Source organism: Trichocoleus desertorum AS-A10, assembly GCF_039962155.1.
Classification (GTDB): domain Bacteria; phylum Cyanobacteriota; class Cyanobacteriia; order FACHB-46; family FACHB-46; genus Trichocoleus.
The window spans coordinates 66117-89402 of sequence record NZ_JAMPKN010000019.1 but is presented as its reverse complement, the minus strand read 5'-3'; the positions used below and the strand labels follow the sequence as shown (position 1 = coordinate 89402).

Genomic DNA, 23286 nt, shown 5'->3' with positions numbered 1-23286 from the left:
GAAATTGGCGACCACACTGCTTGCACTGATAGCACTGTCTGCCGCGACGGTGACCGTTTTTAGCCGTGTGAGTGGAGTGACATTGAGGACATTTCATACCTTCATTGTGCCAAAGTCAGCATTACTTTTTCAGCAACGCCCTATGTTCTTATAGAACAGTCCCCGCTTTCTCTAAGTTTGAAGGTGAACTTACATAAATTAAGGAAATATCGCAATAAATGGGTTCACGTGAATGATCCTGGTGAGGATGCTGACCTGCTAGAAAGACCTAAATATTATGAAAAAGAATTAGAAAAAATGGCGTTTCTTGCGATTCGAGTTTTAAGAGAAGTCATGTATCAAGAACAGGGCTTGTAATAAGATGATGTCGCCCATCGTTATTAATGTGGCGATCGCCTGTTACCAAACTGTTTTTAAATCCAGTATAAATTCAGGTAAAACATCTTCTCCAGAGAGTTGATTGGGTGCTGCCAGAACTTCCACTGGCTGGCCTGGTCGGTAGATTTCAACCCTACGATTGTCCCTGTCAATCAGCCAACCCAATCTCACACCGCTACGCATATACTCCTGCATCTTGGCTTGAGTTTTCTCTAGGCTATCCGTAGGAGAGAGCAATTCCAAGACAAAATCTGGGGCAATGGGTGGAAACTTGCGCTGTTGTTCTGGGCTTAGGGCATTCCACCGCTGCAGCGCCACCCAAGCCACATCGGGCGATCGGTCTCCACCTTGAGGCAATTTGAAACAAGTCGAAGAATCGAAAACCTTACCTAGCCGAGTTTGCCGATTCCAAATCACAAAATCAGCATTGATTTCCGAGTTATAACTGCCCGTTTCTCCTCCCGTGGGTGCCATAACAATCAGTTCTCCAGCCACACTCCGCTCAAGCTTCACATCCGGATTTGCCTGACACAGCTCATAAAACTGCTCATCCGTAATGTGAATTACTGGCTCCAGATTGATTGTAAACACAGCCATCCGTAGAGAATCAAGGGAATGCTCTCAGTATAACTTCGGCTAAAGGGGCGGCGGGCGATCGCAAAGGCTATTGGCTCAATCGAGCTAGAATCCATCGTCAACGCTCTGGCTAAGGGCAAAAACCCGATATCCTAGTGAAGGATTTTTTAGCTCAGATGCCGCGATCGCACGGTATTGCAAATTAGAGAAGATGGACGGCATTAATCAGAAAACCTACGCAGCCTTTAGCGTGGTGCAACACTATGCCCAGTTAAAGCTGCTACAACCTGCTGAAGAAACAATTCTGGAGCTTTTTCGCGATCGCTGGTCGAGTATGAAAATGCTTGATCTTGGTGTTGGCGGCGGGCGCACAACTCAGCACTTTGCTCGGGTAGTCGCAGAATATGTTGGCATCGATTACTCCGCTGAAATGGTCGCCGCTTGCCAAAAACGATTTGTAGCTTCTCCAGACCTCAGATTGGAAGTGGGTGATGCTAGAGATTTGAGCCGATTTGAAGATAATTCTTTTGACTTTATTCTGTTCAGTTTCAACGGAATTGATTTTGTTTCTCACAGCGATCGCTTAAAGGTTTTTCAAGAAATTCGTAGAGTTGGCAAGCCTGGAGGACATTTCTTCTTCTCCAGCCACAATCTTCAGGGACTAGAACGAGAATTCGACTTAAGAAAACACCTGAGTTTCAACCCAATTACCACCTATGTCAATCTGGTGATGTTCACCATTCTGCGCTTGATTAATCGTTCATTCACGCTGGAACAGTTAAAAGCATCTAGTCATGTCATTGTCAGCGATGAATCCCACAACTTTCGCCTAAAAACCTATTACATTAGACCCGAAACGCAGCTTCAGCAGTTGGCACCAAACTTTAGCGAGGTTAAAGTCTATTCATGGAAGACTGGGTTGCAAATAACCAGTGAAGCTGAACTGCGTTCCAATTCTGATATGTGGCTTTATTACCTATGCGTTATCCAGTAATTGCGATAGATGGGAATCTCGCTTGAGATATTTAGCCTGTATCGATTAGCCCAAGAGGATGCGAACTGTAGCCATTACCTCCTGCTGAAAGTAGAGCAGGCAGCGTTTAGTAATGCTGATGCAGGTGAGTATAACTATGTAGTTGAGGTTGCAGACCGAATTAGAGAGGCTTTAATCGAAGTATATAGAGCAGAGCAGCTAGCTAATGAATGCGCTGAATTCCATGTAGTCACTCTGATAGGAGAATTGCAAAATGCTCCGATTGGGGAGGAGCTGCACCAAGAACATGGCAGATTCTATCTAGATTTATGGGTGGCAGAAACACGATTTGGTCACCCTTGGGTTGTCCTGGGAACAGCAGAGGATGAAGAGGCATTTTGGCAGCAGGTTGAGGAGGATGAAGACTTTGCAAGACTAGGGGCACTCAGACCAGCAGCAAAGCTACGAGCATTTTTTCTCACGGAGATGGATATATGGCGAAGTCGCTACGGGCATCGAGTGAAGGATTGGCGATCGTAGATCGGGCGCGGCAGCGTCGTGGTTGGACTAAAACCAGCACAGCTCGCTGGTGGCAAGACGCTAATACTTCTAGAGCCACCCTCCGTCGTTTTTGGCAAGGCGATCGCATTCAACCAGATATCTTTATTGCGCTCTGTCAAGCTGTAGGAATTAGCGACTGGGAAGCGATCGCAGAACCTCTAGAACTCTCTTCTCCACCTCCTAATTCCCCACTCCTCACTCCTCACCTAGACCTTGATGAAGCCCCCGATGTCGAAGCTTTTTACGGACGAGAGCCAGAACTCCAACAGTTAGAGCAATGGATTGTGAGCGATCGCTGTGAAATTGTGGCGATCGCAGGTCTGGGGGGCATTGGCAAAACGGCTCTAGCTCTAGCTTTGACAGAACGAGTTCAAACGGAGTTTAGCTTTGTAATTTGGCGATCGCTGCGATCTGCGCCTTCTTTTCACCACCTGCTAGACAGTATCCTTCAGCCGTTCGATCCAGCTATTCCCCAAACCTTTCAGCAGCGGGTCCACCAACTCATCCAGCATCTCCAGCAACATCGCTGTCTACTTATTCTCGATGGGCTAGAAACTGTCTTGAAGCAGGAGAACACATATACTCTGTTTCTCCTCACCTATCTCCTACCTGCAACTCATCAAAGCTGCATTCTGCTGACTAGCCGAGAACGTTTGTCAGAGCTGGAAGAAGTGGCCCGAAATAGAGCATCAGTGCGCTCTATGACTTTGCAAGGCCTGCTCCAATCGGAAGCCATAGAGCTATTAAAAGCAGGTGGCGTCACGGGCAATCAAATGGAGCTGTTAGCTCTAAGCCGCCTTTATAGTGGCAATCCTCTCGCCCTCAAACTAGTGACCCCCCTGATTCAGTTTATTTTGGGTGGCAGTATCGCAGCCTTCCTCAACCAAAAGACCTTAGTTCTAGACGATCGCCTGCGAGATGTCCTCAATCAGCAACTCGGCCAGCTTTCGAACCTAGAGCGAGAACTTGTCTACTGGCTAGCAATTTGGCAGGAACCGATCTCCTTCTGTCGCCTGCAAACTCATCTCCTGCATTCCCCTGACCTGTCTCTGGTGTTAGAAGCCTTGGCAAATCTAGAACGGCGATCGCTTCTAGAAAAATGTTTTAGTACCAACGAACCTGCCTTTACCCTACAGCCGCTAATCATGAAATTGGTCACAGAAGCGTTGATTGCCCAAGCAACCCAGGAAGTTGAACAGGTCTTGCAGAGCCATGATGTTCGTGGGTTCAAACTGCTGAGAACCCATTGGCTGATGCGCCCTGGTACAGACGATATTAAAGGCGATCGCATTTTGATTCAGTTACGAGAAAGATTGTGGCGTATTTATGGTGCAGCCCTTCCATCCGTCTTGCAGCAAATTTTGCCGCTCCTAAAAGAGCAATCTCCCCTCGTGATTGGTTATGTCGGTTGCAACATCATGGCCCTGCTGACACAGCTTAATTTAGACCCAATTCATTGATTAGTCGCTATTTCCGCAATGAGTGAGCGATCGCATTCAATTCAATTTCTCGATAGATTAATCTTAAGATTAAATGTAGCAATCAATACATTAACACAAGTACTAACTACCGATCCGAGAAATACCAAACTCAGTCAAACCAAGGCAACATGCCCTACCTATGCAAGTACAAATAGTGCACCTAATGCTTCTGGAGCAGGCTTTATAGAAGCTGCAAGACTGCATTTCATCATAGCCAAAGCCTAAAAACAAACAGTTTTGAAGTTAGCTCAGCATAAAAATTGCTGGATCAATTTTGGGCTAACTAATCTGTGATGAAGATCACAAGTTTAGATGATCTTGATCGCGCTTGTTTCAACCTACAACATACATACTTATGAATGACTCAACTCTAGCCGAGTCATCAACAGGGAACACACGACTGGCCGACAGCTTCCAATGGATTCTGTCGGTTTTTTATTGCTTTGGAATTGATGAATGGTTAGCGAATCGCACCCATCGTATTTTTCCAGGACAACTCCTTACAAAGAATTTGCAGTGCCCGTTGGTCTGGTCCCGTAAAGAAATCACTTTTGATCAAAGCTTCTAAAACTTGATGGGTTAGCTGGGAGGCAAACGCACCACCCGCCCGCAAAAGATGGCTGTAGTACCGAAATTGTGGTCGGCCCTCTTGGCTAAGGTGAAAGCAATGAATTTCACTCTCAGTCATTTTATAGACAGGAGTATTGACTGGAACCACAATGCTGGGGATGCCATGCTGTCCATAAAGCCCGTTGTCTTGGCGCTCCATCGTGCCGATCAAGACAGTGCCCAGGAGAACGCGCGTTTCATTAATTAGATCGGGGGTAAAGATCGGGTCGGGTTCGCTCGAAAGCCGTGGCCCTGAATTGAGGAAGTTGGGGTTAAAGAGTTGCGAGTTATAGATTAACCCGACAGCCCAGTGACGTTTCTCAGTTTCGAGCTTGACAAAGCAACCAAAACCATATTCTTCGGGACTGGGTGGCGCTTGCACGCCCATTTCGTCGTTGAGTTGCACCACGTAGTCGCAGTGGGAATTGGATTTGACCACTTTGCCGAGCTGCATCTAGACTCTCCCCTTCTGCAAGACTGTTGTGAAAATGAAAATTTCCCCACAGTTGGTGGAAATTTCCGACTGTATGAGCCAGAAACTTCCACCAACTGCGGGGAAGCCAATTTGCCAACTGAGAATCAAACTAAACGCGTACTAAAATTCACAAAAAACGTTAGATTCACAACTGTGCTGATACTGAAAACGGAGTTCAATGCTCAGGACATAGCTTGAATCAAGTAATCGAAGTAAGGAGTCGCTTCCACAGCGTCTTCTTCACTGAGCAGCGCTAAAGATGCCCGCTTTAAGCATCGGATGGATTCCACCATGCCAGGAACGGGAACACCTAGGGAGTTATACATTTCCCGCACGCCGATCAAGCCAATTTTTTCGATAGGTTCTTTGTCGCCATTTAGCACACCGTAGGTGACAAGGCGCAGATACCACCCGAAGTCACGTAGGCACAGGGCACGTTGGCGATCGCCGTAAGCATTACCACCTGGCGAGATAAAGTCGGGGCGCTTCTGCCACAGTTGCTTGCTGGCTTCTTGCACAATTTTTTTCTCATTCTCAGCGAGAGCGGCAGCAATACGCATCCGCTGGGCACCAGTCTTGAGAAATTCGCTGATGTTTCTGAGTTCACCAGAGCTGGGGTAGCGGAGTTCGTCGTCTGCTTGAAGAATGACTTGGCTAACTACACTCATAATTGTTGCGGTACTTAGGTATCACTTCGTAGTTTAGCGACTCTTGGGGACGCAAATAAAGCAAGGAGTCTCCCAATGTAAGGGATAGGCTCTGCCATGAAGAGCCTAACTTGTGGCTTTATGAGAAAGTAAAAAGTTTTGTAAAATTTAATGCTTCTACAGTGCAAAAGAGCCGCTTAGGTCTAAGTGAGCAATATAAGCCATGAGTCTGCAAGAGGGGCGATCGCTACACTGAGTAAATAGAACCAGCTAGATTGTGAGTCTCAGTATAGGAGTGACAAACGAGTGTTAGAAGCCGACCCAAAGACCATGAACACACTCTACGAAGCCGATTTCTATGCTTGGACGCAAGAGCAAGCCAAATTGCTGAGGGCGCAGCAGTGGGAACTGGTTGACGTGGCGAATTTGATTGAGGAAATTGAAACGTTGGGTAGGCAAGAGCGACGGGAGCTAGTTAATCGTCTAGGTGTTCTACTGGGACATCTGCTGAAGTGGCAGTACCAACCCGACCTTCAAGGAAGTAGCTGGCAGGCCACAATTCGGGAACAACGCCGCAAGATTAAAAGATTACTTGAACAAAACCCCAGCCTGTCTTCCTATCTGGAGGAAGCTCTGCAAGAAGGGTATGAAGACGGCTTAGACTTGGCAGTTCGAGAAACTAATTTACCCTACGAAACCTTTCCTGAAGACTGCCCTTATCAACTGGAGCAGGCTTTAAGCGATGAATTTATGCTCAATGAGTAATGCCTATGGTAATTCTGAATTTGCGATCGCTACCAATTACAAATTGTTGTGAGCCAAGCTGATGATTAGTGTGCAGACAACGCTACCAATCGATATTTGGGTATCAGCGACTTGGGAGGAGTATGAGCAGGCGATCGCGAGTCCTACCTATACGAAGGCCAAGGGCTACTATCACAATGGGCAAATGAGGATAGAAATGTCACCTGTAGGGCCAAATCATGCAACCGATAACAGTCTGATTGATATTTTGGTCAACCTGTTTGGTATTGCCAAAGGCTTACCGATGCGATCGCTCTCTAACTGTTCGTACCGCAAGAGAGGTGTGCGGGAGTGTCAGCCTGATTTGTCTTACTACATTGGCGATCGCGCCTCACTATCGCCGCAAGGAAGTTCGGTGGTGGATTTGGACAGCACACCTGCTCCGGATTTAGCGATCGAGATTGCCGGTACGTCTTTGGCTGATGATTTAGGAGTGAAGCGGCTGCTGTACGAAGATGTAGGTGTGGCGGAATATTGGGTGGTAGATGTGCAGCAAGCAAGCATTACAGCTTTTAGAATTTTGCCCGATCGTGCCAGCCAACGCATTGCTCAATCTCAGGTATTGCCAGGACTCGCGATCGCTCTCCTAGAAGAAGCTCTACAGCGTAGCCGCCAGACGGATAATAGCCAAGTGGGTGCTTGGTTTCTGGCGGAAGTGCAAAAACAGTAGCGATCGCAATTCTGCATTTTTAGAATTCACGTGGGTTGCACGCAACGGGGTTTCTACACGTCAAAATAGAAAGGTTGCTGCGATCGCAGTGATTTGACTTATTAAGGAAAGTATTGTGTCTACTCCCCGAACCACACCTGCAAACCATGCCACTGATCCTACGACCGAACAATGGCGGCAAGGGGAGTTGGTAGAAATTGAAATTTATGACCTAACCGATGGTGGGGAAGGTGTGGGTCGCTTTAGTGAGCGAGTGGTATTTGTGCCCGATACCGTTCCTGGCGATCGCGTCTCGGTGCGCTTAGTACTTGTGAAGCCGCAATATGCTCAGGGCAAATTGATGCAGATCATCGAAGCATCGCCCAACCGCATTCGGCCTCGTTGCATTGTGGCGGATAAATGTGGCGGTTGCCAGTGGCAGCATATTGACTATGCCTATCAGCTCAAAGCCAAACGCAACCAAGTGATTCAAGCCTTAGAAAGGATTGGTGGTTTTAGTGAGCCGCCTGTAGAGCCAATTTTAGGTGCAGAAGCAGATTTGGCTTACCGCAACAAAGCGACGTATCCTTTGGGACGATCGCAGGCAGGGCAAGTGCAGGCAGGGTACTACCAAAAAGGCAGTCATCATCTAGTTAACCTGAATCAGTGCCCGATCCAAGATGCTCGTTTGAATCCTTTGCTAGCTGAAGTCAAGCAAGATATTTATCAGCGGGGTTGGGGCATTTATGACGAAAAGCAGCACCGGGGTAAGGTTCGCCATTTGGGATTGCGGATTGGTCGCCGCACTGGGGAAATTTTACTAATTTTGGTGGCAAAGGATGCCAACTTATCCGGTTTGGAAGACCAAGCACAGGACTGGTTGAATCGCTACCCTGAGTTAGTCGGTGTCTCCCTCAATATCAACTCACACAAAACCAACGCAATCTTTGGGGATGAAACTCGCTGCATTGCGGGCCAGTCTTACTTGAATGAAAAGTTTGGGGGTTTGCAGTTTCAAATCCATGCCACGACGTTCTTTCAGGTCTATACCGAGCAAGCAGAAGCGCTGTTACGAAAAGTGATTAGCCAATTAGATTTGCAAGGCCATGAAACTTTGATCGATGCCTATTGCGGGGTGGGAACATTCACGTTGCCGTTGGCAAAACGGGTGAAGCAGGCGATCGGTCTAGAACTGCAGCCGGAAGCGATCGCGCAAGCCCAACTGAATGCAGAACTAAATGGCATCACAAATGTGGCGTTTCAAGCGGGTCCAGTAGAACAGGTGTTACGCACGCTGTCTGTGCAACCGGATGTGGTGCTGCTCGATCCGCCTCGTAAAGGTTGCGATCGCGCGGTGTTAGAGACGTTGCTGCAAATACAGCCCCAGCGGATTGTCTATGTGAGCTGCAAACCCGCCACTCAAGCCCGTGACCTGAAGATCCTCTGTCAGGAAGGCAATTATCGCTTGGTCAAAGCTCAACCTGCCGACTTCTTCCCGCAAACAGCTCACGTAGAATGTGCAGCATTTCTAGAGCGTCAATCTTGATGGCTGGAGATGCATATCCGCACTGAAACCCCCGCAGACTATGCGGCGATCGCAGACCTCTTACTTGCAGCGTTTGAGCAGGGAGAGGAAGCCCGCCTAGTAGAAAAGATTCGATTGTCCGATCGCTATATCCCTGAACTGGCTTTAGTGGCAGAGAAAGAGGGAGTAGTCGTCGGACATATCCTTTTTAGCTACATCGACTTGGTAGGTGCGGAAACACTGCCTGTTTTAGGTTTAGCTCCTTTAGCGGTACATCCACAATATCAACGCCAGGGAATTGGCAGTGCTTTAGTTCAGGCAGGAATGGCGAAAGCGGAGGAGCGAGGAGAGGCGATCGCCATTGTTTTAGGACATCCTTCATTCTATAGCCGCTTTGGCTTTGAAGCATCTGTAGCCTATGGAATTGAATCCCCTTTTCCAGTTCCGGCGGAGTTCTTTATGGTGACATTCCTGCAACCGGAACAACAGGGATACCCAGGCAAAGTAATTTATCCCTCTGCGTTTGCAGGCTTATAGACTCACGGCCCTAGATACACATGACCCTAAATCTTAACGACCAAAGCTTCCTTCTGCATCTGTCCTAAAGTTTTTTCCATTTTGGGGAACTGTTTATCCTTCAGACCAAAGGCGTATTTATCTGGATAGAAAAAAGTAACTCATATGACAGACGTGGCTAAAAAAATCAAACTGTAACGTAGTTGACAGTTGCGTGCTTCAACACCAAAACACTACAAGTAGAGTTCAGCTCCTAAGCTTGGCCCTACAGGCAGTGTTTTGCTCAGTTGACTGCGTAAACTTCTAGTTTAGGCAAAAAACCTTAGGAGGTTCCATATGCAGAACAAACAAGTACGATTGGCTTCTATGCTGAGTGCTGGCATCCTCATGCTAGGTATTCCCGCAGTTACTCTCATGCAAGAGCCCGCAAGCGCCCAGACAGCTACACAAGCAACTGTTGGCAATCTCATTTCTGCTCTGAATAACATTGCAGTTCAAATTACCAATTTGGAAGCTTTGAACAACCTAACTGTTGAAAATGTGCGGGTTGTGAATGTTGAAGATGTGCTTAACGGCAATAATGTTGAAGCACTTAACAACGCGCTAAATCGTAATAACGTAGAGATTGATGTTCTGCGTCGGTCACTTAACAACAACGAAGTTATCAAGAACGTATTGAACAATAATGATGTTGCCATTAATGATGTGGTGGCAATTGAGGTGTTGAGTGGCGGAGATGTCGTTGTCTTTGCTCAATAACAAAATCAGTTTGCTTTAAGCGATCGTTAATAACCTAGGTTAAACACCTAAAGCCCCTTCTAGACTGCAGCTAGAGGGGTTTTAGGTGTTTTGGCTTGTATGAGTCTTGTTGCAAAAGTTGCCGATCGCCTCAATTACGGCTTACCATGCGTTACGCCACCTCTTGTTGCCTGTTTGCGATGAAGTTTAGTCAAATTATTCAACCCCTCAGTGCTGTTGCGACTAGTAATAGCTTGACCAGCAACCTCACCTGCGACCCAGAGCTGCAAGGCGTTGCGGCAGTAGAGGAAGCGGTGGCTGGTCAGCTCAGTTACATTGAGGGCGACAAGTTTGCGGCTGAAGTAGGAAAAACAGCGGCGAGTGCTTTAATTTTGCCACCGAACGAAGCATTACAGGCACAAGCAACAGAACGAGGCATTGCCTGGATTGCCACATCCCAACCGCGATTGGTGTTTGCTCAAGCGATCGCCCTGTTCTACCAGCCCTTCCGTCCCACTTCCGAAATTCATCCTACCGCTGTGATTCATCCGTCGGCTCAGGTAGGACAGAACGCTTACATTGGGCCGCATGTGGTGGTTCAGGCAAACGCAAAGATTGGCGATGATGTGTGCATTCATCCGAATGTGGTGGTTTATCCAGAAGTGCAGATTGGGAATCGCACCACACTCCATGCCAACTGTGTGATTCATGAGCGCACCCGCATTGGCAATGATTGTGTAATTCACTCTGGCGCAGCGATCGGTTCAGAAGGCTTTGGATTTGTTCCGACCAAAGAAGGTTGGTACAAGATGGAGCAGTCGGGTTACACAGTGCTAGAGGATGGGGTAGAGGTAGGTTGCAACTCCACAATTGACCGTCCTGCTGTCGGGGAAACCCGGATTGGCCGCAATACCAAGCTCGATAATATGGTGCATATCGCTCACGGTTGTAACGTGGGAGAAGCGTGCGCGATGGCAGCTCAAGTAGGCATGGCAGGCGGAGTCAAAATTGGCAATCGCGTCATCTTGGCGGGCCAAGTGGGAGTTGCCAACCAATCTACGGTGGGAGATGGGGCGATCGCGACGGCGCAATCTGGGATTCATGGGGATGTGGAGCCAGGGGCGATCGTGTCGGGCAGTCCAGCCGTAGACAACAAAATCTATTTGAAAGCTTCCGCCATTTACAAGCGGTTGCCAGAAATGTACCAAGCTTTTAGGCAACTGCAACGACGTTTGGGAAAGGCGGAGTAATAGCTACAGTACTTCAGCTAAACGGGGAGGTGCGATCGGCAGTTGCACCGTAAAACTGACCTGATTCGCCTGACTCGTTGCTTGGATGGTACCGCTCAAATGCTCTACTAGTTTTTTCACTAGAGCTAGTCCTAAGCCTGTGCCACCATGCTTCCAAGGATCATGGTTGGGGATGCGGTAGAACTTATCAAAGACATGCTCTAGTTCCACGGCGGCAATTTCCACGCCAGAGTTTTGCACACTGAGACAAAAGAATTCTAAGTTGACCTGAGCTGTCACTGCGATCGCCGCTTGCCGAGGCGTGTACTTACAGGCATTGCTGAGCAACTCAGTCAGGATGCGCTCCAAAATGTCGAGATCGGTGTGCAAAGTTGGCAATTCCGCAGGCAACTGCACTTGCAACTGTTGTTCTTGCTGGCGGGCCTGCTCTAAAAATGGCTCGACTACGCTGGGAATCCAACAATGCGGGTTAATGGCAGTGAAGAGGAGTGGTTCGGTTTCGGCATCTAAACGAGTTAAGTCGAGCAGATCGTTGATCAGTTTAATTTCGCGATCGCATTCATCATTTAGAACTTGAAAGTATCGTGAGGTGCGATCGGACGGATCAGAAACGAGTTTCCCTGCCTTGACCCAACTCATTTCTAGCATCTGAGTTGCCATTTTGATGCTGGACATTGGAGTCCGCAATTCATGAGAAACGGTGCTGAGAAAATCATCTTTGAGCCGATTCAATTTCTCTAGCTCGGCAACTTGCGCTTGAGCCGCTTGATACAGCCGCGCCTGCCGAATCGCGATCGCACATTGGTTTGCCACCTGCTGCACTAGGCGAATTTCCAGCTCATTAAACGTATCCGTGTTGGGGCGAAAGAGCCAGAGATCTCCCAGTACGCCTTGGTCATCAACGATGGGGCAAGCCAGAATCATTGAGGAATTTTGGATCGATCGAATGAGCAAGCCATCGCAGATACAAAATTGCAGATGCTGGCCTTGCAAAAGCCGCTGGTAAATGTCTGGTCTAGCAGTCATCTCTATAGTTTGACCAACGGCTGACAAGCTATCACTATATTCATGAGTAATCGTAGAAGTTGTGTGGGCAGCATTGTAGATTCCAGTATCACAACAACGCACCTCTAGACCCAAGGCCAATTCTTGTACTGCGGTGGTGAGGATGTGGTCTTCATCTAGGCTGTCGCGCACCTTATCGGTAATTCGCTTCAACCGCGCTTCAAAGTTGAGGGCTTGGGCAAGCTGAGCGGTCCGTTCCTGGACTTGATCTTCCAATACAGCATTCAACTGCTTCACCTGCTGAAACAGTTCTGATTGTTGAATGGCGATCGCGACTTGGGCTGCCAACTGTTGCAGCAAATCGATTTCGTGGGCTTGCCAATCACGGGAGGTGCGGCACTGATGCACCATGAGCAATCCCCAGAGCTTTTGCCCTTGCAAAATTGGCACTGCTAGACCCGCTTGCACTTGGTAACGCTGCAAAAACCGTTTCATTCCCGGTGAAAACTCTGCCTGTTGCACATCCACGAAGACAGAAACCAATCCTTGTTGATACTGGTCGAGATAGTGTTTCAACCAGGATTGGCGCATGGTGGTGCGTAGCAGCGAAGGCCACTCTAGGCCTACAGATTCAGCCACAAATCGCCCTTGACTGCTGCCATCCAAACGGTAGATCGTGACGCGATCGCTCTCTAAGCAGTGACGAATATTTTCAACCGTGGTGCTGAGGATGGTATCGAGATGCAAAGATTGGCGAATTTGCTGGGCAACGCTCGCAATTAACCGCTCTCTCTGGCTTTGCTGTCGCAGTAGCTCTTCTGTCTGTTGCCGCTCAAGGATGTCTAGCTTGAGCTGAGCTTCACTCTCTCTGAGGGCAGCTTCGACTCTTCGGCGTTCTGTAATATCTCGCAGCACTACTTGAGTTGCAGGTTCACCTTGGTAGGTCAGTGGAATAGCCGTGACCTCAGCATCCACTACTGTGCCATCCAAGCGGCAAAGTTTTTGTTCCATTAGGGGCGCAGGAATCTCACTTAGTTGGAGCTGCTGCATACGAGCTCGAACTAAAGCTTGATAATCGGGATGGACACGCTGTAATACAAAAGTGCCGATTAAATCTTCAGCGCAGGTGCCGCCATAGAACTGGACAGCGGCTGGATTAAGAAACACAAATTTGCCACCACGCTGAATAAAAATAGCGTCAGGACAAAGCTCTACCAGTTGGCGATACCGTTCTTCGCTTTCTCGTAAAGCTGTTTCTATATGAGTGCGATCGCCTTCCGGTTGAGCTTGTTTTGTCCCAGCGATCGCTTGGTCTCTAGAATCGTTTCTACAGCAATGGATGTAGCAACAGCAACTCTGATTTAGCGGCTGATTGGGGCCTTGCATACAAATCCTGCTGGGTCGTAATGGCTATCTTTTAGGATGCCCCAGCAGAATGAGGATAACTGAGTATGTTTAAATAGATTTAGTAAAATTTTTGACTCAGTACGGGTTTACAAAGAGCAAGGCGATCGCTAGGGAACTTGAACCGGAGCCGCTTCCAGCGTGGCGATTAACTTAATGCCAAACTCTGCCTCGAAGGCACTTTTCTTGTAATCCACACTCCATAATTCCAAAGCACAGTCATCGGTGGGTTGAGTCGGTTGGAGCCAGAGATACAATTCTTTCGTCTCGGCCCGGTACTCACAGCGGATCTGTTGCACTGCCCCAATTTGGCGGCGATCGAGGGCGACTGCTAGGCGCAATAGAGGGCTGAGTTGCTCAACGACGCGCCGATGTTTTTTGCTGGTGAGATTGCGGTAGGTTTCGTGTTTCTTTTTCGGCGTGTTTTTGCGGTGGTAGCGAGCTAGGTTCGCGATCGTTTCAACTTCGATTTCGGTATAGCCGAGTAAATCGCCGTTGCGAATTAAGTAGTAGGAGTGCTTATGGTGGGAGGCATGGTTCACATGGTGGCCGCAGTTGTGCAAGATAGCCGCAGCCCACAGCAGTTCTTTTTCTTCCTCACCCCACAAATGCAACCAACCTTGAGTTTGGTCAAATAAGCTGGTGGCAAAGGCCGCGATGCGCTGGCTATAGTCCAGATTCACCTGATACTTCCGCGCCACCCGCTTCACACTCCGCTGCCGCACCGAACTTTGGTAGCGCAACCGATCTTCAATCAGACCGTGAGTGAGCATCCAATCGACGACCACACCTTCACGCAAAGCCCGTTCGCAGATAGTGAAGCTATCGATTTCCAAGAAAGCCATTGTTTCCTGCAAAATCAAGGCTCCAGCCAGAATGATTTCAGCCCGACGCTCGGACATCCCCGGTAGCGTCAGCCGTTCCGTAAAACTAAGCCGCCGCAGTCGCGCCAGAATTTCTCGCAGATCGGCCAGCGAGACTTGATACCCGTTTAATGGATCGGGAATGATGCCGAGCTTTTCGCGGGCATGCAGCATCGCTACCGTTTCCGCAGTGCCAGAGGTGCCAACTAAACGCGGCACTTCTCCAGGCTTGAGGTGAGCGCGTAACTCCCCCACCGGACGCTCGATCATGCCCCGAATGTAAGCTTGCAGATATTGAAACTCTGCGTTGCTAATCGGGTCAGTACTGACATATTCTGCCGTCAAGCGAACGGCTCCAATCTTAGTGCTGCTGAGCGTGCGTGGTTCGTGCCCGTCACCCAAAATCAACTCGGTAGAACCACCCCCAATATCAATAATCACATGAGGTTTATTATCAAACTCCATCCCCGACAGCACGCCTAAGTAGATGCGTCGGGCTTCTTCCTGCCCCGAAACCAAGTTGACGATGATGCCAACCTCGGCTTCCACTTGCTTGACAAAGTCTTTGCCGTTGGGCGCTTCCCGTACCGCACTAGTGGCCACGGCAATAATCTGTTCGGCATTGAGCGAAGTGGCAATATCTTTACAACGCTTCAACGCCGCGATCGCCCGTCCCATCGCCGCAGGGGTGAGGTCTCCGGTTTCGGGGTCGCGATCGCCCAGCCGAGCCGTGTCTTTCTCGCGAGCCATGATGCTAAAGGCGGGCAAAGTGGGCTGAACCCGGACCACGACCATGTGAATAGAATTAGTGCCAATATCGATGGCCGCAAGAATGCGGTCTTGCTCAGCCGAGATGGGAACGCTCACCGAACTGCCTCTGCCTTTTGCGCTGAATCTGCGATCGCCCTGATCTTATCGCGGCACGTTGCCCTCTGCTGCTTTTCCCTGCTTTAAGAGTTGAAGTGGGCGATCGCGGCAGTTTTTCGCTAATAAAAGCGAATTGCTGCACCTAGAACAGCGATATTCTAAAAGATTAGGAATTGTAACAAGTTTTACCCCTCAACCCATGCTGACCCAGCCTGAGCAACGACCTGAACCCACCTGGCTAACTGTGATTCGGCTTTTGCGGTGGGATAAACCAGAAGGACGCTTGATCCTCATGCTTCCGGCGTTGTGGGCGGTGTTTCTGGCGGCACGGGGTACACCCCCACTTCTCCTAGTCGGCGTGATCATCTTAGGCAGCTTGGCGACCAGTGCAGCTGGCTGTGTGGTGAATGACCTCTGGGACCGCAATATTGATCCCAAAGTGCAGCGCACCCGCAACCGTCCCCTAGCTTCCCGTGCCCTCTCCGTCAAAACAGGGTTTGTGGTGCTACTGGTTTCCTTGCTTTGTGCTTGGGGCTTAGCCCTGTACCTCAACCCTTTGAGTTTTTGGCTCTGCGTCGCCGCGGTTCCAGTCATCCTGTTATATCCCTCGGCCAAGCGGGTGTTCCCGGTCCCCCAACTGATTCTCTCGATCGCCTGGGGTTTCGCGGTGCTAATTAGCTGGAGCGCCGTCACGGGACGCTTAGAATTCCCTGCCTGGCTGCTATGGGGAGCCACCGTCCTTTGGACACTAGGCTTCGATACCGTTTACGCCATGCCCGATCGCGAAGACGATCGCCGCATTGGAGTCAACTCCAGTGCCTTATTTTTTGGCCCCAGAACTGCTGCTGCCATTGGCTTGTTCTACATCGGCACAGCGCTATTGCTGGCTTGGCTGGGCTTAGAGATGCAGTTACACTTCAGCTTTTGGCTCACCTGGGCGATCGCCGTAGCAGGTTGGGCCTGGCAGTTTATCCGTTTGAGACAGCATCAACTCCCTGTAACCGCTTACGGCCAAATGTTCCGCCAGAATGTTTGGTTAGGCTTTATCTTGCTAGCAGGAATGGTAGCAGGCGCAGTCCTGTAGGGTGCGTTGCAACGCACCGCTCGTATGTCATTCAAGGCGCTTCACGCTCTAGCAACATCGTCACTGGGCCATCATTCTCGATCGCGACTTCCATCATGGCTCCGAATTTGCCAGTCTCTACTTTGAGGCCACTTTGGCGGAGCTTAGCCACAAATTGCTCGTAGAGTTGTTCGGCGATCGCCGGGGCAGCCGCTTGGTCAAAGGAAGGACGACGCCCCTTGCGACAGTCTCCGTACAGCGTAAACTGGCTAACCACTAGGAGTTCTCCTCCAATTTCTTGCACCGATTGATCAAAGCGACCATTGCCCCTTTCCCAGTCAGGGAATAATCTCAGCTCCAAGCATTTTCGGGCCATCCAATCGAGTTCAGCTTCTGTGTCGGTGCTGGAAATTCCTACTAGCAAATTTAACCCGCGGCCAATTTTGCCAATCACTTGACCCGCAACCGTAACTTGAGAAGATTTCACTCGTTGAATAACCACTCGCATAGTTTTTAGATAGGACGGTACTGTTCCCGCGCGATCGCCTTTGGATTAAGTCAGAACTAATGGCAATTATGGCTGAAACTAGCTAGGTTATAGGCGGCTGAAGTTGGCATCAGGTATCAACCACATGAACCCATCCCTTGAAAGCCCCACCCTCCGTCTAATCACGATTCCAGTGAGCCATTATTGCGAGAAAGCTCGGTGGGCTCTGGATCGGCTTCAGGTAGATTACGTGGAAGAAGCTCATGCTCCCTTATTCAGTCGTCTTGCTACCTGGCAGTTAGGAGGTGGAGCCCAAGTTCCAGTCTTAGTCACGCAGACAGAAGTTGTGGCTGACTCAACCCGAATCTTGCAGTACGTAGATCAGGTTTTCACCCTTGAACACAAGCTATATCCTAGCGACCCAGATTTGCGACGAGAGGTTGAGGAGCTGGAGGAATTGTTTGACGCGCGCTTGGGAGTGTCTCTGCGCTGCTGGGTCTACTTCCACTTGCTACCCAGGAAAGATTTGACGCTGAAAATGTGGTGTGAAGGTACGCCTACTTTAGAACAGCGCTTATCCCGTACCTTGTTTCCCTTGACTCGCCAGTTGATCACGCAGGCGCTAGATGTCAACGCTGAGTCAGAAACAACAGCTTTCAACGAAACGAAGAATATTTTTGAAATGGTCAGCCAGCGGCTATCGGATGGTCGTCGTTATCTGGTTGGCAATACTTTCACGGCTGCTGATTTAACCTTCGCAGCTCTCGCGGCTCCTGTCTTAATGCCGAAAGAGTATGGCGTCCCACTACTTGAATTTGAGGAGTTGCCTCCGGAGATGGCAGTGCAAGTTGCAAAGTTACAGGCCATGCCAGCCGCTGCTTACGCGCTCAGATTATTTCGAGAAGAGCGCCATAACGTCCAACCTACAACCAATCTTGCAGGAGCCTAAGCAAACCACCTGACTGGAGGATGTTGCTGCTGAGCGAGGTGGGTCACACTATAAAGAGAGTTCACATCAATCCATGCACGCTAGGCTGGCACTCCTGACTACAACCTTGGAGCTGCCAGTTTTTTATGGGCGCTAGTAGCACAAATGCGATCGCACAAAAGAAAGGGCAGACCTCAGCCTGCCCCCCACGAAGAACGCCATTAAGGTGCCATTAAGATGATGGTGATTGCGTTTTACGCTTCATCCAAAGCAGCAATACCAGGAAGCTCTTTACCTTCGAGCAGTTCGAGGCTGGCACCACCACCCGTAGAAATGTGGCTCATTTGATCCGCCACGCCAACTTTTTCTACCGCAGCTACAGAGTCCCCACCACCGATGATGGTGGTTACGCCTTGCTTGGTTAGACCTGCCAAAGTATGGGCGATCGCTTCGGTGCCCTGAGCAAATTTATCGAACTCAAACACACCCATTGGGCCGTTCCAGATCACGCTCTTGCACTGAGCCAGCGCGTCTTGGAAAACTTTGATCGAGTCAGGACCAATATCCAGACCCATCCAGCCATCGGGAATATTCTCAATGCTGACGGTTTGGGCGTTGGCATCAGCCGCGAAGTTGTCAGCTACCACAACGTCAGTAGGCAGCAACAACTCAACTCCCTTCTCTTTGGCTTTCGCTTCCAGGGCACGAGCGAGGTCTAGCTTGTCTTCTTCGACCAGAGACTTACCGACGCTCAGACCCCGAGCTTTGTAGAAGGTGAAGATCATGCCGCCGCCGATGAACAGCTTGTCTACCTTGTCAAGCAGGGTTTCAATCACACCGATTTTGCTCGAAACTTTGGAACCGCCCACGATCGCGGCTAGGGGACGCTGAGGATTTTCGATCGCATTTTGCAGGTACTTGAGTTCTTTTTCGATCAGGATGCCAGCGACCGAAGGACTGAGGTAGTGAGTCACACCTTCCGTGGAAGCGTGCGCCCGGTGAGCGGTACCAAAAGCGTCATTCACGTACAAATCGGCCAGAGAAGCTAGCTTTTTGGCAAATTCAGGATCATTCTTTTCCTCTTCCTTGTAGAAGCGGACGTTCTCTAACAACAGGACATCACCGTTTTGCAATGCGCCGACTTTAGCCGCAGCTTCGTCGCCAACGCAGTCATCGGTCTTGACGACGGTTTTACCCAGCAACTCGGAGAGACGCTTAGCCACAGGAGTCAGACGGAGGCTGTCGTCTACACCTTTGGGCCGTCCAAAGTGGCTGCACAAAATTACCTTGGCTCCCTTCGAGGTCAACTCTTGGATGGTTGGCAGAGCTGCCCGGATGCGAGTATCGTCTGTGATATTACCTTGGTCATCGAGGGGTACGTTGAAGTCCGCGCGGACTAGAACCCGCTTGCCAGCTAAATCGGACGACGATAAATTTGCTACAGTTTTTTTGGACACAGAAAAATCTCCTGAATGAGCCTTTGTACCTATTAATTAGATTAAAACAAGCCGTGACCTGTTGCAGGTATTTCTACCTAACTAAGCTAGAAAGCCTGAACTGATCAACCTGAATCTGTCGTTGGGTTCGTATTATGCGCCGTCCACATTTTACCTAGCTCTGTGCCCCGGAGTTGCGCTCATGTTTAAAACTGTTCTGTTTCCGATTGATCAAAGCCGCGAATCGCGCCAAGCTGCCGATACTGTGGCAGAGCTTGTCAAGTTTCATCACAGCCGTTTAGTGATCGTGTCTGTAGTGGAAACACCAGAGCCAGGAGAAGAAGCCCCAAGTGCTGAAATGGCCTCCTCAGAGGCGATCGCGGAATTACTCAAAACCGCTAGAAATCTCTTTTCAGATCAAGGTATTGATACCGAACTGGTCGAACGGGAAGGAAAACCAGCTTTCACCATCTGTGATGTCGCCGATGAACTGGATGCTGACCTAATTATTATGGGTTGCCGAGGTCTAGGACTCACCGAGGAGGGAGTAGCCGACAGCGTCACCAATCGGGTGATCAACCTGGCTCCTTGCCCCGTGTTAATTGTGCCCTAACACTAAATAGCCTGAGTAAATTCCAGAACTAACGAAGAGAGTCACCAGTGCCACGGGCAGGACAAAATGTGCGGGTGATGGCTAGACAACGCCGCACGAAAGCAGTGTTGGGGTTTGCGATCGCTGGCTTATGGATACTGCTACCCTGGGTGCTACCGTGGTTCCTCCCAACGATGGTGCTCTCACTATCTGGTTGGGTCTATTTGGGCTGCTTAGTTCCAGCGAGTTTCAGCTACTTCCAAGCCCAACAGTTATGGAGTAAAGCCAATCGGGCTGACCAAGGTGCGGCTGGAGAAGAAGCGATCGCGGCAGTCCTCACACCTCTACAAAATGAAGGCTGGCAAATTGAATATGGCGTGCGCGATCGCTCAGTGGGAGATGTAGACGTATTTCTACTGTCGCCTCAAGGCCGAGCCTACACGATTGATGTCAAATCGCATCGGGGCGAGGTGCGGAGCAATGGCAAGCAGCTATACCGTCAATACGGGCGATCGCAATATCCCTTTGAAAAGGATTTCTTGAACCAAGCCAAGCGCCAAGCTGTTGCGATGAAAAAGTTGAAGCGCTTAACTTTTGTCACCCCAGTTGTAGCTTTCTCTCAAGCCAGGGTTGAAGTTGAGCAGAACCCGATTGCGGGTGTCTACGTCGTGGGCAAACAGGATTTGGTGAGGTGCTTGCGATCGCTGGGCTAACTTCCCGACAAGATCGATTGAGATGGTCATGTAAAAAGCAAGGTTTTGTAGCGTTGCTCACCCCAACTCATCAACTAAATTGCTGGGTTCGCCGGGATAAAAGCGATCGCCTAGAATTTCCGCTAAACCATAGGGACATTCTGGAGGAAAAGTGCGGCTGGGTAAATCAGTTTCACTCACTGCCAGTTCTACACCTTTTAGATAAGCTTTCTGCAATGCTTCTTCTAGATAGGGCTTGAGGCTGGGGTTGTCTTCTAGTAATTCGGAGATGTCGAGGCGTTGGATGCGAATCGTGGCTAGCCAGCTACGACTACGACGTTCGGGTTGGTACTGCCATTTGAGTAAATGCCCAATTAGCAAACTCAAGCGATTGCGGAGTTCTTGGCGTTGCTGTTTACCCAAAGATGCAATTTCCTCAATCAAATTTGGTAGGTCAAGCTGGCTCCATTGCTGCTGGTGGAGTAAAGCAGCTTGTTCCTGCGTCCAAGCGTAGAAGTCGTTGTTATAGAGGTTTGGTTCAGAAACGGTAGCCTTTGGGTCTATTTCTGGGATGTGCATGGCGATCGCTCAACCTCAATGTCCTTATTGTAGAGTTGCCTTTTCGAGGCACAATCGCTTTGTTAAATCGCCAAGGAGCGATCGCAATCCCATTGGATCTATTCGTCTATTGGTTTCGCCCAGTTTACGCTGACTACAGTTCTGTACAGAATATTATGCAGAATACAAGGGATCTTAAGTAACTCAGCGGAAGTAAGACTGCGGCGGCTTATGCATACTAAGGGGTACATACTAAATTGTACGTAGTGCTAGAGATGGGTTTCCCCACGCTGCATCATAATGTTGGTATTCCCCACCTCAATCCTTACTGCTATCTTTTAGGGCTCACTGCTCTAATTTCTCTGGTGGCTGCCTATGCAGCTTGGCAGCGACGAACTACGGCTCCGGCTAGCAAACCTTTTCTTTTAATGATGCTGGCGATCGCGGGGTATGCCACTGTTGCAGCATTAGAGGCAGCCGCGAGAACGTTATCCAGCAAAATACTGTGGTCGAAGCTAGAGTATGTCGGCTCTAGCAGCGTGATTACGCTCTTTTTGATCTTTGCGACCCACTTCACCCACCGAAAAAATTGGCTGACTCCCAAAGCTCTGGCATGGCTCTGGGTTGTGCCAATTTTGAATGTCATTCTCGTCATGACAAACAGTTGGCATCATTGGGTTTGGACTGGATTTTTATGGAGCTCTGCCAGAAGCAACCTGCTCATTTACCAGCATGGCCCCGGATTCTTCTGGATCATGGCTTGTGTTTATGCTTATACCTTGGCTGGGGCCTTTCTCTTACTACAAGCAGCCCTCCGCCCCTCTCTCCTGTATCGGCGGCAAGCCATCATGGCCTTAGCTTCAGCCATGATCCCCTTAATCGGGGGTAGTGCCTATATGCTCAAGCTCACGCCTCCGGGATTGAACATTACACCGATGAGTTTTATGCTCAGCGGATTAATTTATTCTGCCAATCTCTTTCGCTTTCAATTGTTTGATCTAGTGCCAGTGGCTCGCGATACGTTGGTTGAGAGCATGAGTGATGGAGTCCTGGTTTTAGATCAGCAAAATCGCATCGTGGATATTAACCCAGCGGCACGAGAGCTGCTAGGCACAACCGTTGCCTGTGTTGGACAGCCCGCAGCAAAAAGCTTATTGCAATGGCAAGATATAGCTCGGCGTTGCTACGATAGCGGCGACCATAGGCTGGCAATTGCTAGAGAGGGCAAGCCACTGCGCTATATAGAGCTACGCACAACGCCTCTGAGCGATCGCACCCAGCAATTAACCGGGCGATTGATTGTCTTACGAGATGTAACCGAACGCCACCAAGCAGAGCTAGATCTGCAACAGGCAAATCACCGTTTACAAAACCAGTTACTAGAAATTGAGGTGTTGCAAACTCAGTTGCGAGAGCAATCAGTTCGAGATGTCCTCACGGGTTTGTTCAATCGTCGTTATCTGGAAGAAACCTTTCTTAGAGAGTTAGCAGGAGCAACCTCCGAAGGGTATCCCATTGCAGTCGCGCTCATGGACATTGATCACTTTAAGCAGATCAACGATACGTTTGGGCATCTAGCAGGCGATCGCGTGTTGCAAGCCTTTGGTGAACTGCTGCGTTGTCACAGCCGTTCTAGCGATATTGCTTGTCGCTATGGGGGTGAGGAATTCGTGCTAGTCATGCCGCAGATGCCGCCAGACCTTGCCTACCGACGGATTGAGAAAATTCGCTTGGCTTGGGAAGCTACCCTTGTGGAGTTTGGCGACCAGCAAATCCAGTCCACTGTCTCTGGGGGCGTTAGTGCCTTTCCTCCAGAGGGGAGAACGATTGATTGTCTATTGCACTTAGCTGATCAAGCGTTGTATGCAGCCAAAGCGGCAGGGAGAAACTGCATCAAGCATGGGTTTTACCAGCCCCTAGATCAATTCTCAGTTCGTTGCGGCAACCAGCAGATGTAGGAACAATAGCTCACGCAGAGGGCGATCGCGAAGCTCTTGAGCCACAAGGAGCGCGCTCGCTGCGGCTAGTAAGCAACCCCTACCATTGATAGATGTGTCCGTCCATCTTTAGCAACCCGTAAGCGATCGCGAGTTATGACTTCTGTTAGAGGAAGAATTTTGTTTTACTAGTTAGTCTTAATTTTGTCGAGAGAATTAATTGGTTTGCGTCCTTCGGGATGAGTTCAATAGTTTCTCGAAATATGAAAAGC

The 23286-nt window shown here is 49.5% G+C and carries 24 protein-coding genes; 15 read left to right on the top strand and 9 right to left on the bottom strand.

Annotated elements, in window-relative coordinates; genetic code table 11:
- A partial coding sequence (locus NDA01_RS21130) for a transposase-like zinc-binding domain-containing protein (protein ID WP_431193408.1) occupies positions 1 to 97 on the bottom strand: 97 nt, incomplete at its 3' end.
- A gap of 131 nt (positions 98 to 228) precedes the next feature.
- On the opposite strand from NDA01_RS21130, the gene NDA01_RS21125 reads away from it, so the two are divergent.
- The gene (locus tag NDA01_RS21125) at positions 229 to 357 is read left to right on the top strand and encodes a hypothetical protein (protein ID WP_348229500.1); all 129 of its coding nucleotides are present in this window, start codon (positions 229 to 231) and stop codon (positions 355 to 357) included.
- Positions 358 to 399: 42 nt separating this feature from the next.
- On the opposite strand, the gene NDA01_RS21120 is transcribed toward NDA01_RS21125, so the two are convergent.
- On the bottom strand, positions 400 to 975 hold the full coding sequence (locus NDA01_RS21120; protein ID WP_348229499.1) for a Uma2 family endonuclease: 576 nt from the start codon (positions 973 to 975) through the stop codon (positions 400 to 402).
- A 190-nt stretch (positions 976 to 1165) separates the two neighbouring features.
- Between NDA01_RS21120 and NDA01_RS21115 the strand changes: the two genes are divergently transcribed.
- From NDA01_RS21115 to NDA01_RS21105, 3 genes are read left to right on the top strand one after another with little or no spacing between them, the layout of a single operon-like run.
- Complete coding sequence (locus NDA01_RS21115) at positions 1166 to 1948, top strand: class I SAM-dependent methyltransferase (protein ID WP_348229498.1); 783 nt, start codon at positions 1166 to 1168, stop codon at positions 1946 to 1948.
- A 9-nt stretch (positions 1949 to 1957) separates the two neighbouring features.
- Entirely contained in the window at positions 1958 to 2467 is a 510-nt protein-coding gene (locus NDA01_RS21110) for a hypothetical protein (RefSeq protein WP_348229497.1), read from the top strand.
- Positions 2422 to 3948: an NB-ARC domain-containing protein gene (locus tag NDA01_RS21105; RefSeq protein ID WP_348229496.1), complete on the top strand. Its 1527-nt coding sequence runs from the start codon at positions 2422 to 2424 to the stop codon at positions 3946 to 3948. The genes NDA01_RS21110 and NDA01_RS21105 overlap by 46 nt, the downstream gene beginning before the upstream one ends.
- A 481-nt stretch (positions 3949 to 4429) precedes the next feature.
- On the opposite strand, the gene NDA01_RS21100 is transcribed toward NDA01_RS21105, so the two are convergent.
- Positions 4430 to 5032, bottom strand: coding sequence for a DUF8166 family protein (locus tag NDA01_RS21100; protein ID WP_348229495.1), 603 nt, complete (start codon positions 5030 to 5032; stop codon positions 4430 to 4432).
- Between the two features lie 203 nt (positions 5033 to 5235).
- A complete protein-coding gene (locus tag NDA01_RS21095; protein WP_190432299.1) occupies positions 5236 to 5721 on the bottom strand; it encodes an allophycocyanin subunit alpha-B in 486 nt (161 codons plus the stop codon).
- A 309-nt stretch (positions 5722 to 6030) separates the two neighbouring features.
- Here NDA01_RS21095 and NDA01_RS21090 point away from each other — a divergent pair, with 309 nt between their 5' ends.
- The 6 genes from NDA01_RS21090 (at position 6031) to lpxD (ending at position 11182) form a co-directional block, all read left to right on the top strand.
- Entirely contained in the window at positions 6031 to 6465 is a 435-nt protein-coding gene (locus NDA01_RS21090) for a DUF29 domain-containing protein (protein ID WP_348229494.1), read from the top strand.
- A 61-nt stretch (positions 6466 to 6526) separates the two neighbouring features.
- Positions 6527 to 7174 (top strand): Uma2 family endonuclease, encoded by a 648-nt coding sequence (locus NDA01_RS21085; RefSeq protein WP_348229493.1) that lies wholly within the window; start codon positions 6527 to 6529, stop codon positions 7172 to 7174.
- Between the two features lie 115 nt (positions 7175 to 7289).
- Entirely contained in the window at positions 7290 to 8699 is a 1410-nt protein-coding gene (rlmD, locus tag NDA01_RS21080) for a 23S rRNA (uracil(1939)-C(5))-methyltransferase RlmD (RefSeq protein WP_348229492.1), read from the top strand.
- A gap of 9 nt (positions 8700 to 8708) precedes the next feature.
- A complete protein-coding gene (locus tag NDA01_RS21075) occupies positions 8709 to 9215 on the top strand; it encodes a GNAT family N-acetyltransferase (RefSeq protein WP_348229491.1) in 507 nt (168 codons plus the stop codon).
- A 315-nt stretch (positions 9216 to 9530) separates the two neighbouring features.
- Complete coding sequence (locus tag NDA01_RS21070) at positions 9531 to 9953, top strand: hypothetical protein (protein ID WP_348229490.1); 423 nt, start codon at positions 9531 to 9533, stop codon at positions 9951 to 9953.
- A 146-nt stretch (positions 9954 to 10099) separates the two neighbouring features.
- Positions 10100 to 11182, top strand: coding sequence for a UDP-3-O-(3-hydroxymyristoyl)glucosamine N-acyltransferase (lpxD, locus tag NDA01_RS21065; protein WP_431193481.1), 1083 nt, complete (start codon positions 10100 to 10102; stop codon positions 11180 to 11182).
- A gap of 3 nt (positions 11183 to 11185) precedes the next feature.
- Here lpxD and NDA01_RS21060 read toward each other — a convergent pair whose 3' ends face one another.
- A complete protein-coding gene (locus tag NDA01_RS21060; protein ID WP_348229489.1) occupies positions 11186 to 13573 on the bottom strand; it encodes a GAF domain-containing protein in 2388 nt (795 codons plus the stop codon).
- A 128-nt stretch (positions 13574 to 13701) separates the two neighbouring features.
- The gene (locus NDA01_RS21055) at positions 13702 to 15321 is read right to left on the bottom strand and encodes a Ppx/GppA phosphatase family protein (RefSeq protein WP_431193480.1); all 1620 of its coding nucleotides are present in this window, start codon (positions 15319 to 15321) and stop codon (positions 13702 to 13704) included.
- Positions 15322 to 15520: 199 nt separating this feature from the next.
- On the opposite strand from NDA01_RS21055, the gene NDA01_RS21050 reads away from it, so the two are divergent.
- On the top strand, positions 15521 to 16405 hold the full coding sequence (locus NDA01_RS21050; protein WP_348229488.1) for a 4-hydroxybenzoate solanesyltransferase: 885 nt from the start codon (positions 15521 to 15523) through the stop codon (positions 16403 to 16405).
- 31 nt (positions 16406 to 16436) lie between these two features.
- On the opposite strand, the gene dtd is transcribed toward NDA01_RS21050, so the two are convergent.
- Positions 16437 to 16892 (bottom strand): D-aminoacyl-tRNA deacylase, encoded by a 456-nt coding sequence (dtd, locus tag NDA01_RS21045; protein WP_348229487.1) that lies wholly within the window; start codon positions 16890 to 16892, stop codon positions 16437 to 16439.
- 124 nt (positions 16893 to 17016) lie between these two features.
- Here dtd and NDA01_RS21040 point away from each other — a divergent pair, with 124 nt between their 5' ends.
- The gene (locus NDA01_RS21040) at positions 17017 to 17820 is read left to right on the top strand and encodes a glutathione S-transferase family protein (RefSeq protein WP_348229486.1); all 804 of its coding nucleotides are present in this window, start codon (positions 17017 to 17019) and stop codon (positions 17818 to 17820) included.
- A 233-nt stretch (positions 17821 to 18053) separates the two neighbouring features.
- Here NDA01_RS21040 and NDA01_RS21035 read toward each other — a convergent pair whose 3' ends face one another.
- Positions 18054 to 19256 carry a phosphoglycerate kinase gene (locus NDA01_RS21035; RefSeq protein ID WP_348229485.1) on the bottom strand — a complete coding sequence of 401 codons (1203 nt, stop codon included), beginning with the start codon at positions 19254 to 19256 and terminating at the stop codon, positions 18054 to 18056.
- A 181-nt stretch (positions 19257 to 19437) separates the two neighbouring features.
- Here NDA01_RS21035 and NDA01_RS21030 point away from each other — a divergent pair, with 181 nt between their 5' ends.
- Together NDA01_RS21030 and NDA01_RS21025 are read left to right on the top strand one after the other, a co-directional pair.
- A complete protein-coding gene (locus NDA01_RS21030) occupies positions 19438 to 19848 on the top strand; it encodes a universal stress protein (protein WP_348229484.1) in 411 nt (136 codons plus the stop codon).
- 47 nt (positions 19849 to 19895) lie between these two features.
- Positions 19896 to 20540, top strand: coding sequence for a nuclease-related domain-containing protein (locus NDA01_RS21025; protein WP_348229483.1), 645 nt, complete (start codon positions 19896 to 19898; stop codon positions 20538 to 20540).
- Between the two features lie 57 nt (positions 20541 to 20597).
- Here NDA01_RS21025 and NDA01_RS21020 read toward each other — a convergent pair whose 3' ends face one another.
- Complete coding sequence (locus NDA01_RS21020; RefSeq protein WP_348229482.1) at positions 20598 to 21098, bottom strand: DUF29 domain-containing protein; 501 nt, start codon at positions 21096 to 21098, stop codon at positions 20598 to 20600.
- Between the two features lie 254 nt (positions 21099 to 21352).
- On the opposite strand from NDA01_RS21020, the gene NDA01_RS21015 reads away from it, so the two are divergent.
- Positions 21353 to 23035 (top strand): histidine kinase N-terminal 7TM domain-containing diguanylate cyclase, encoded by a 1683-nt coding sequence (locus tag NDA01_RS21015; RefSeq protein ID WP_348229481.1) that lies wholly within the window; start codon positions 21353 to 21355, stop codon positions 23033 to 23035.
- Positions 23036 to 23286: the final 251 nt, after the last annotated feature.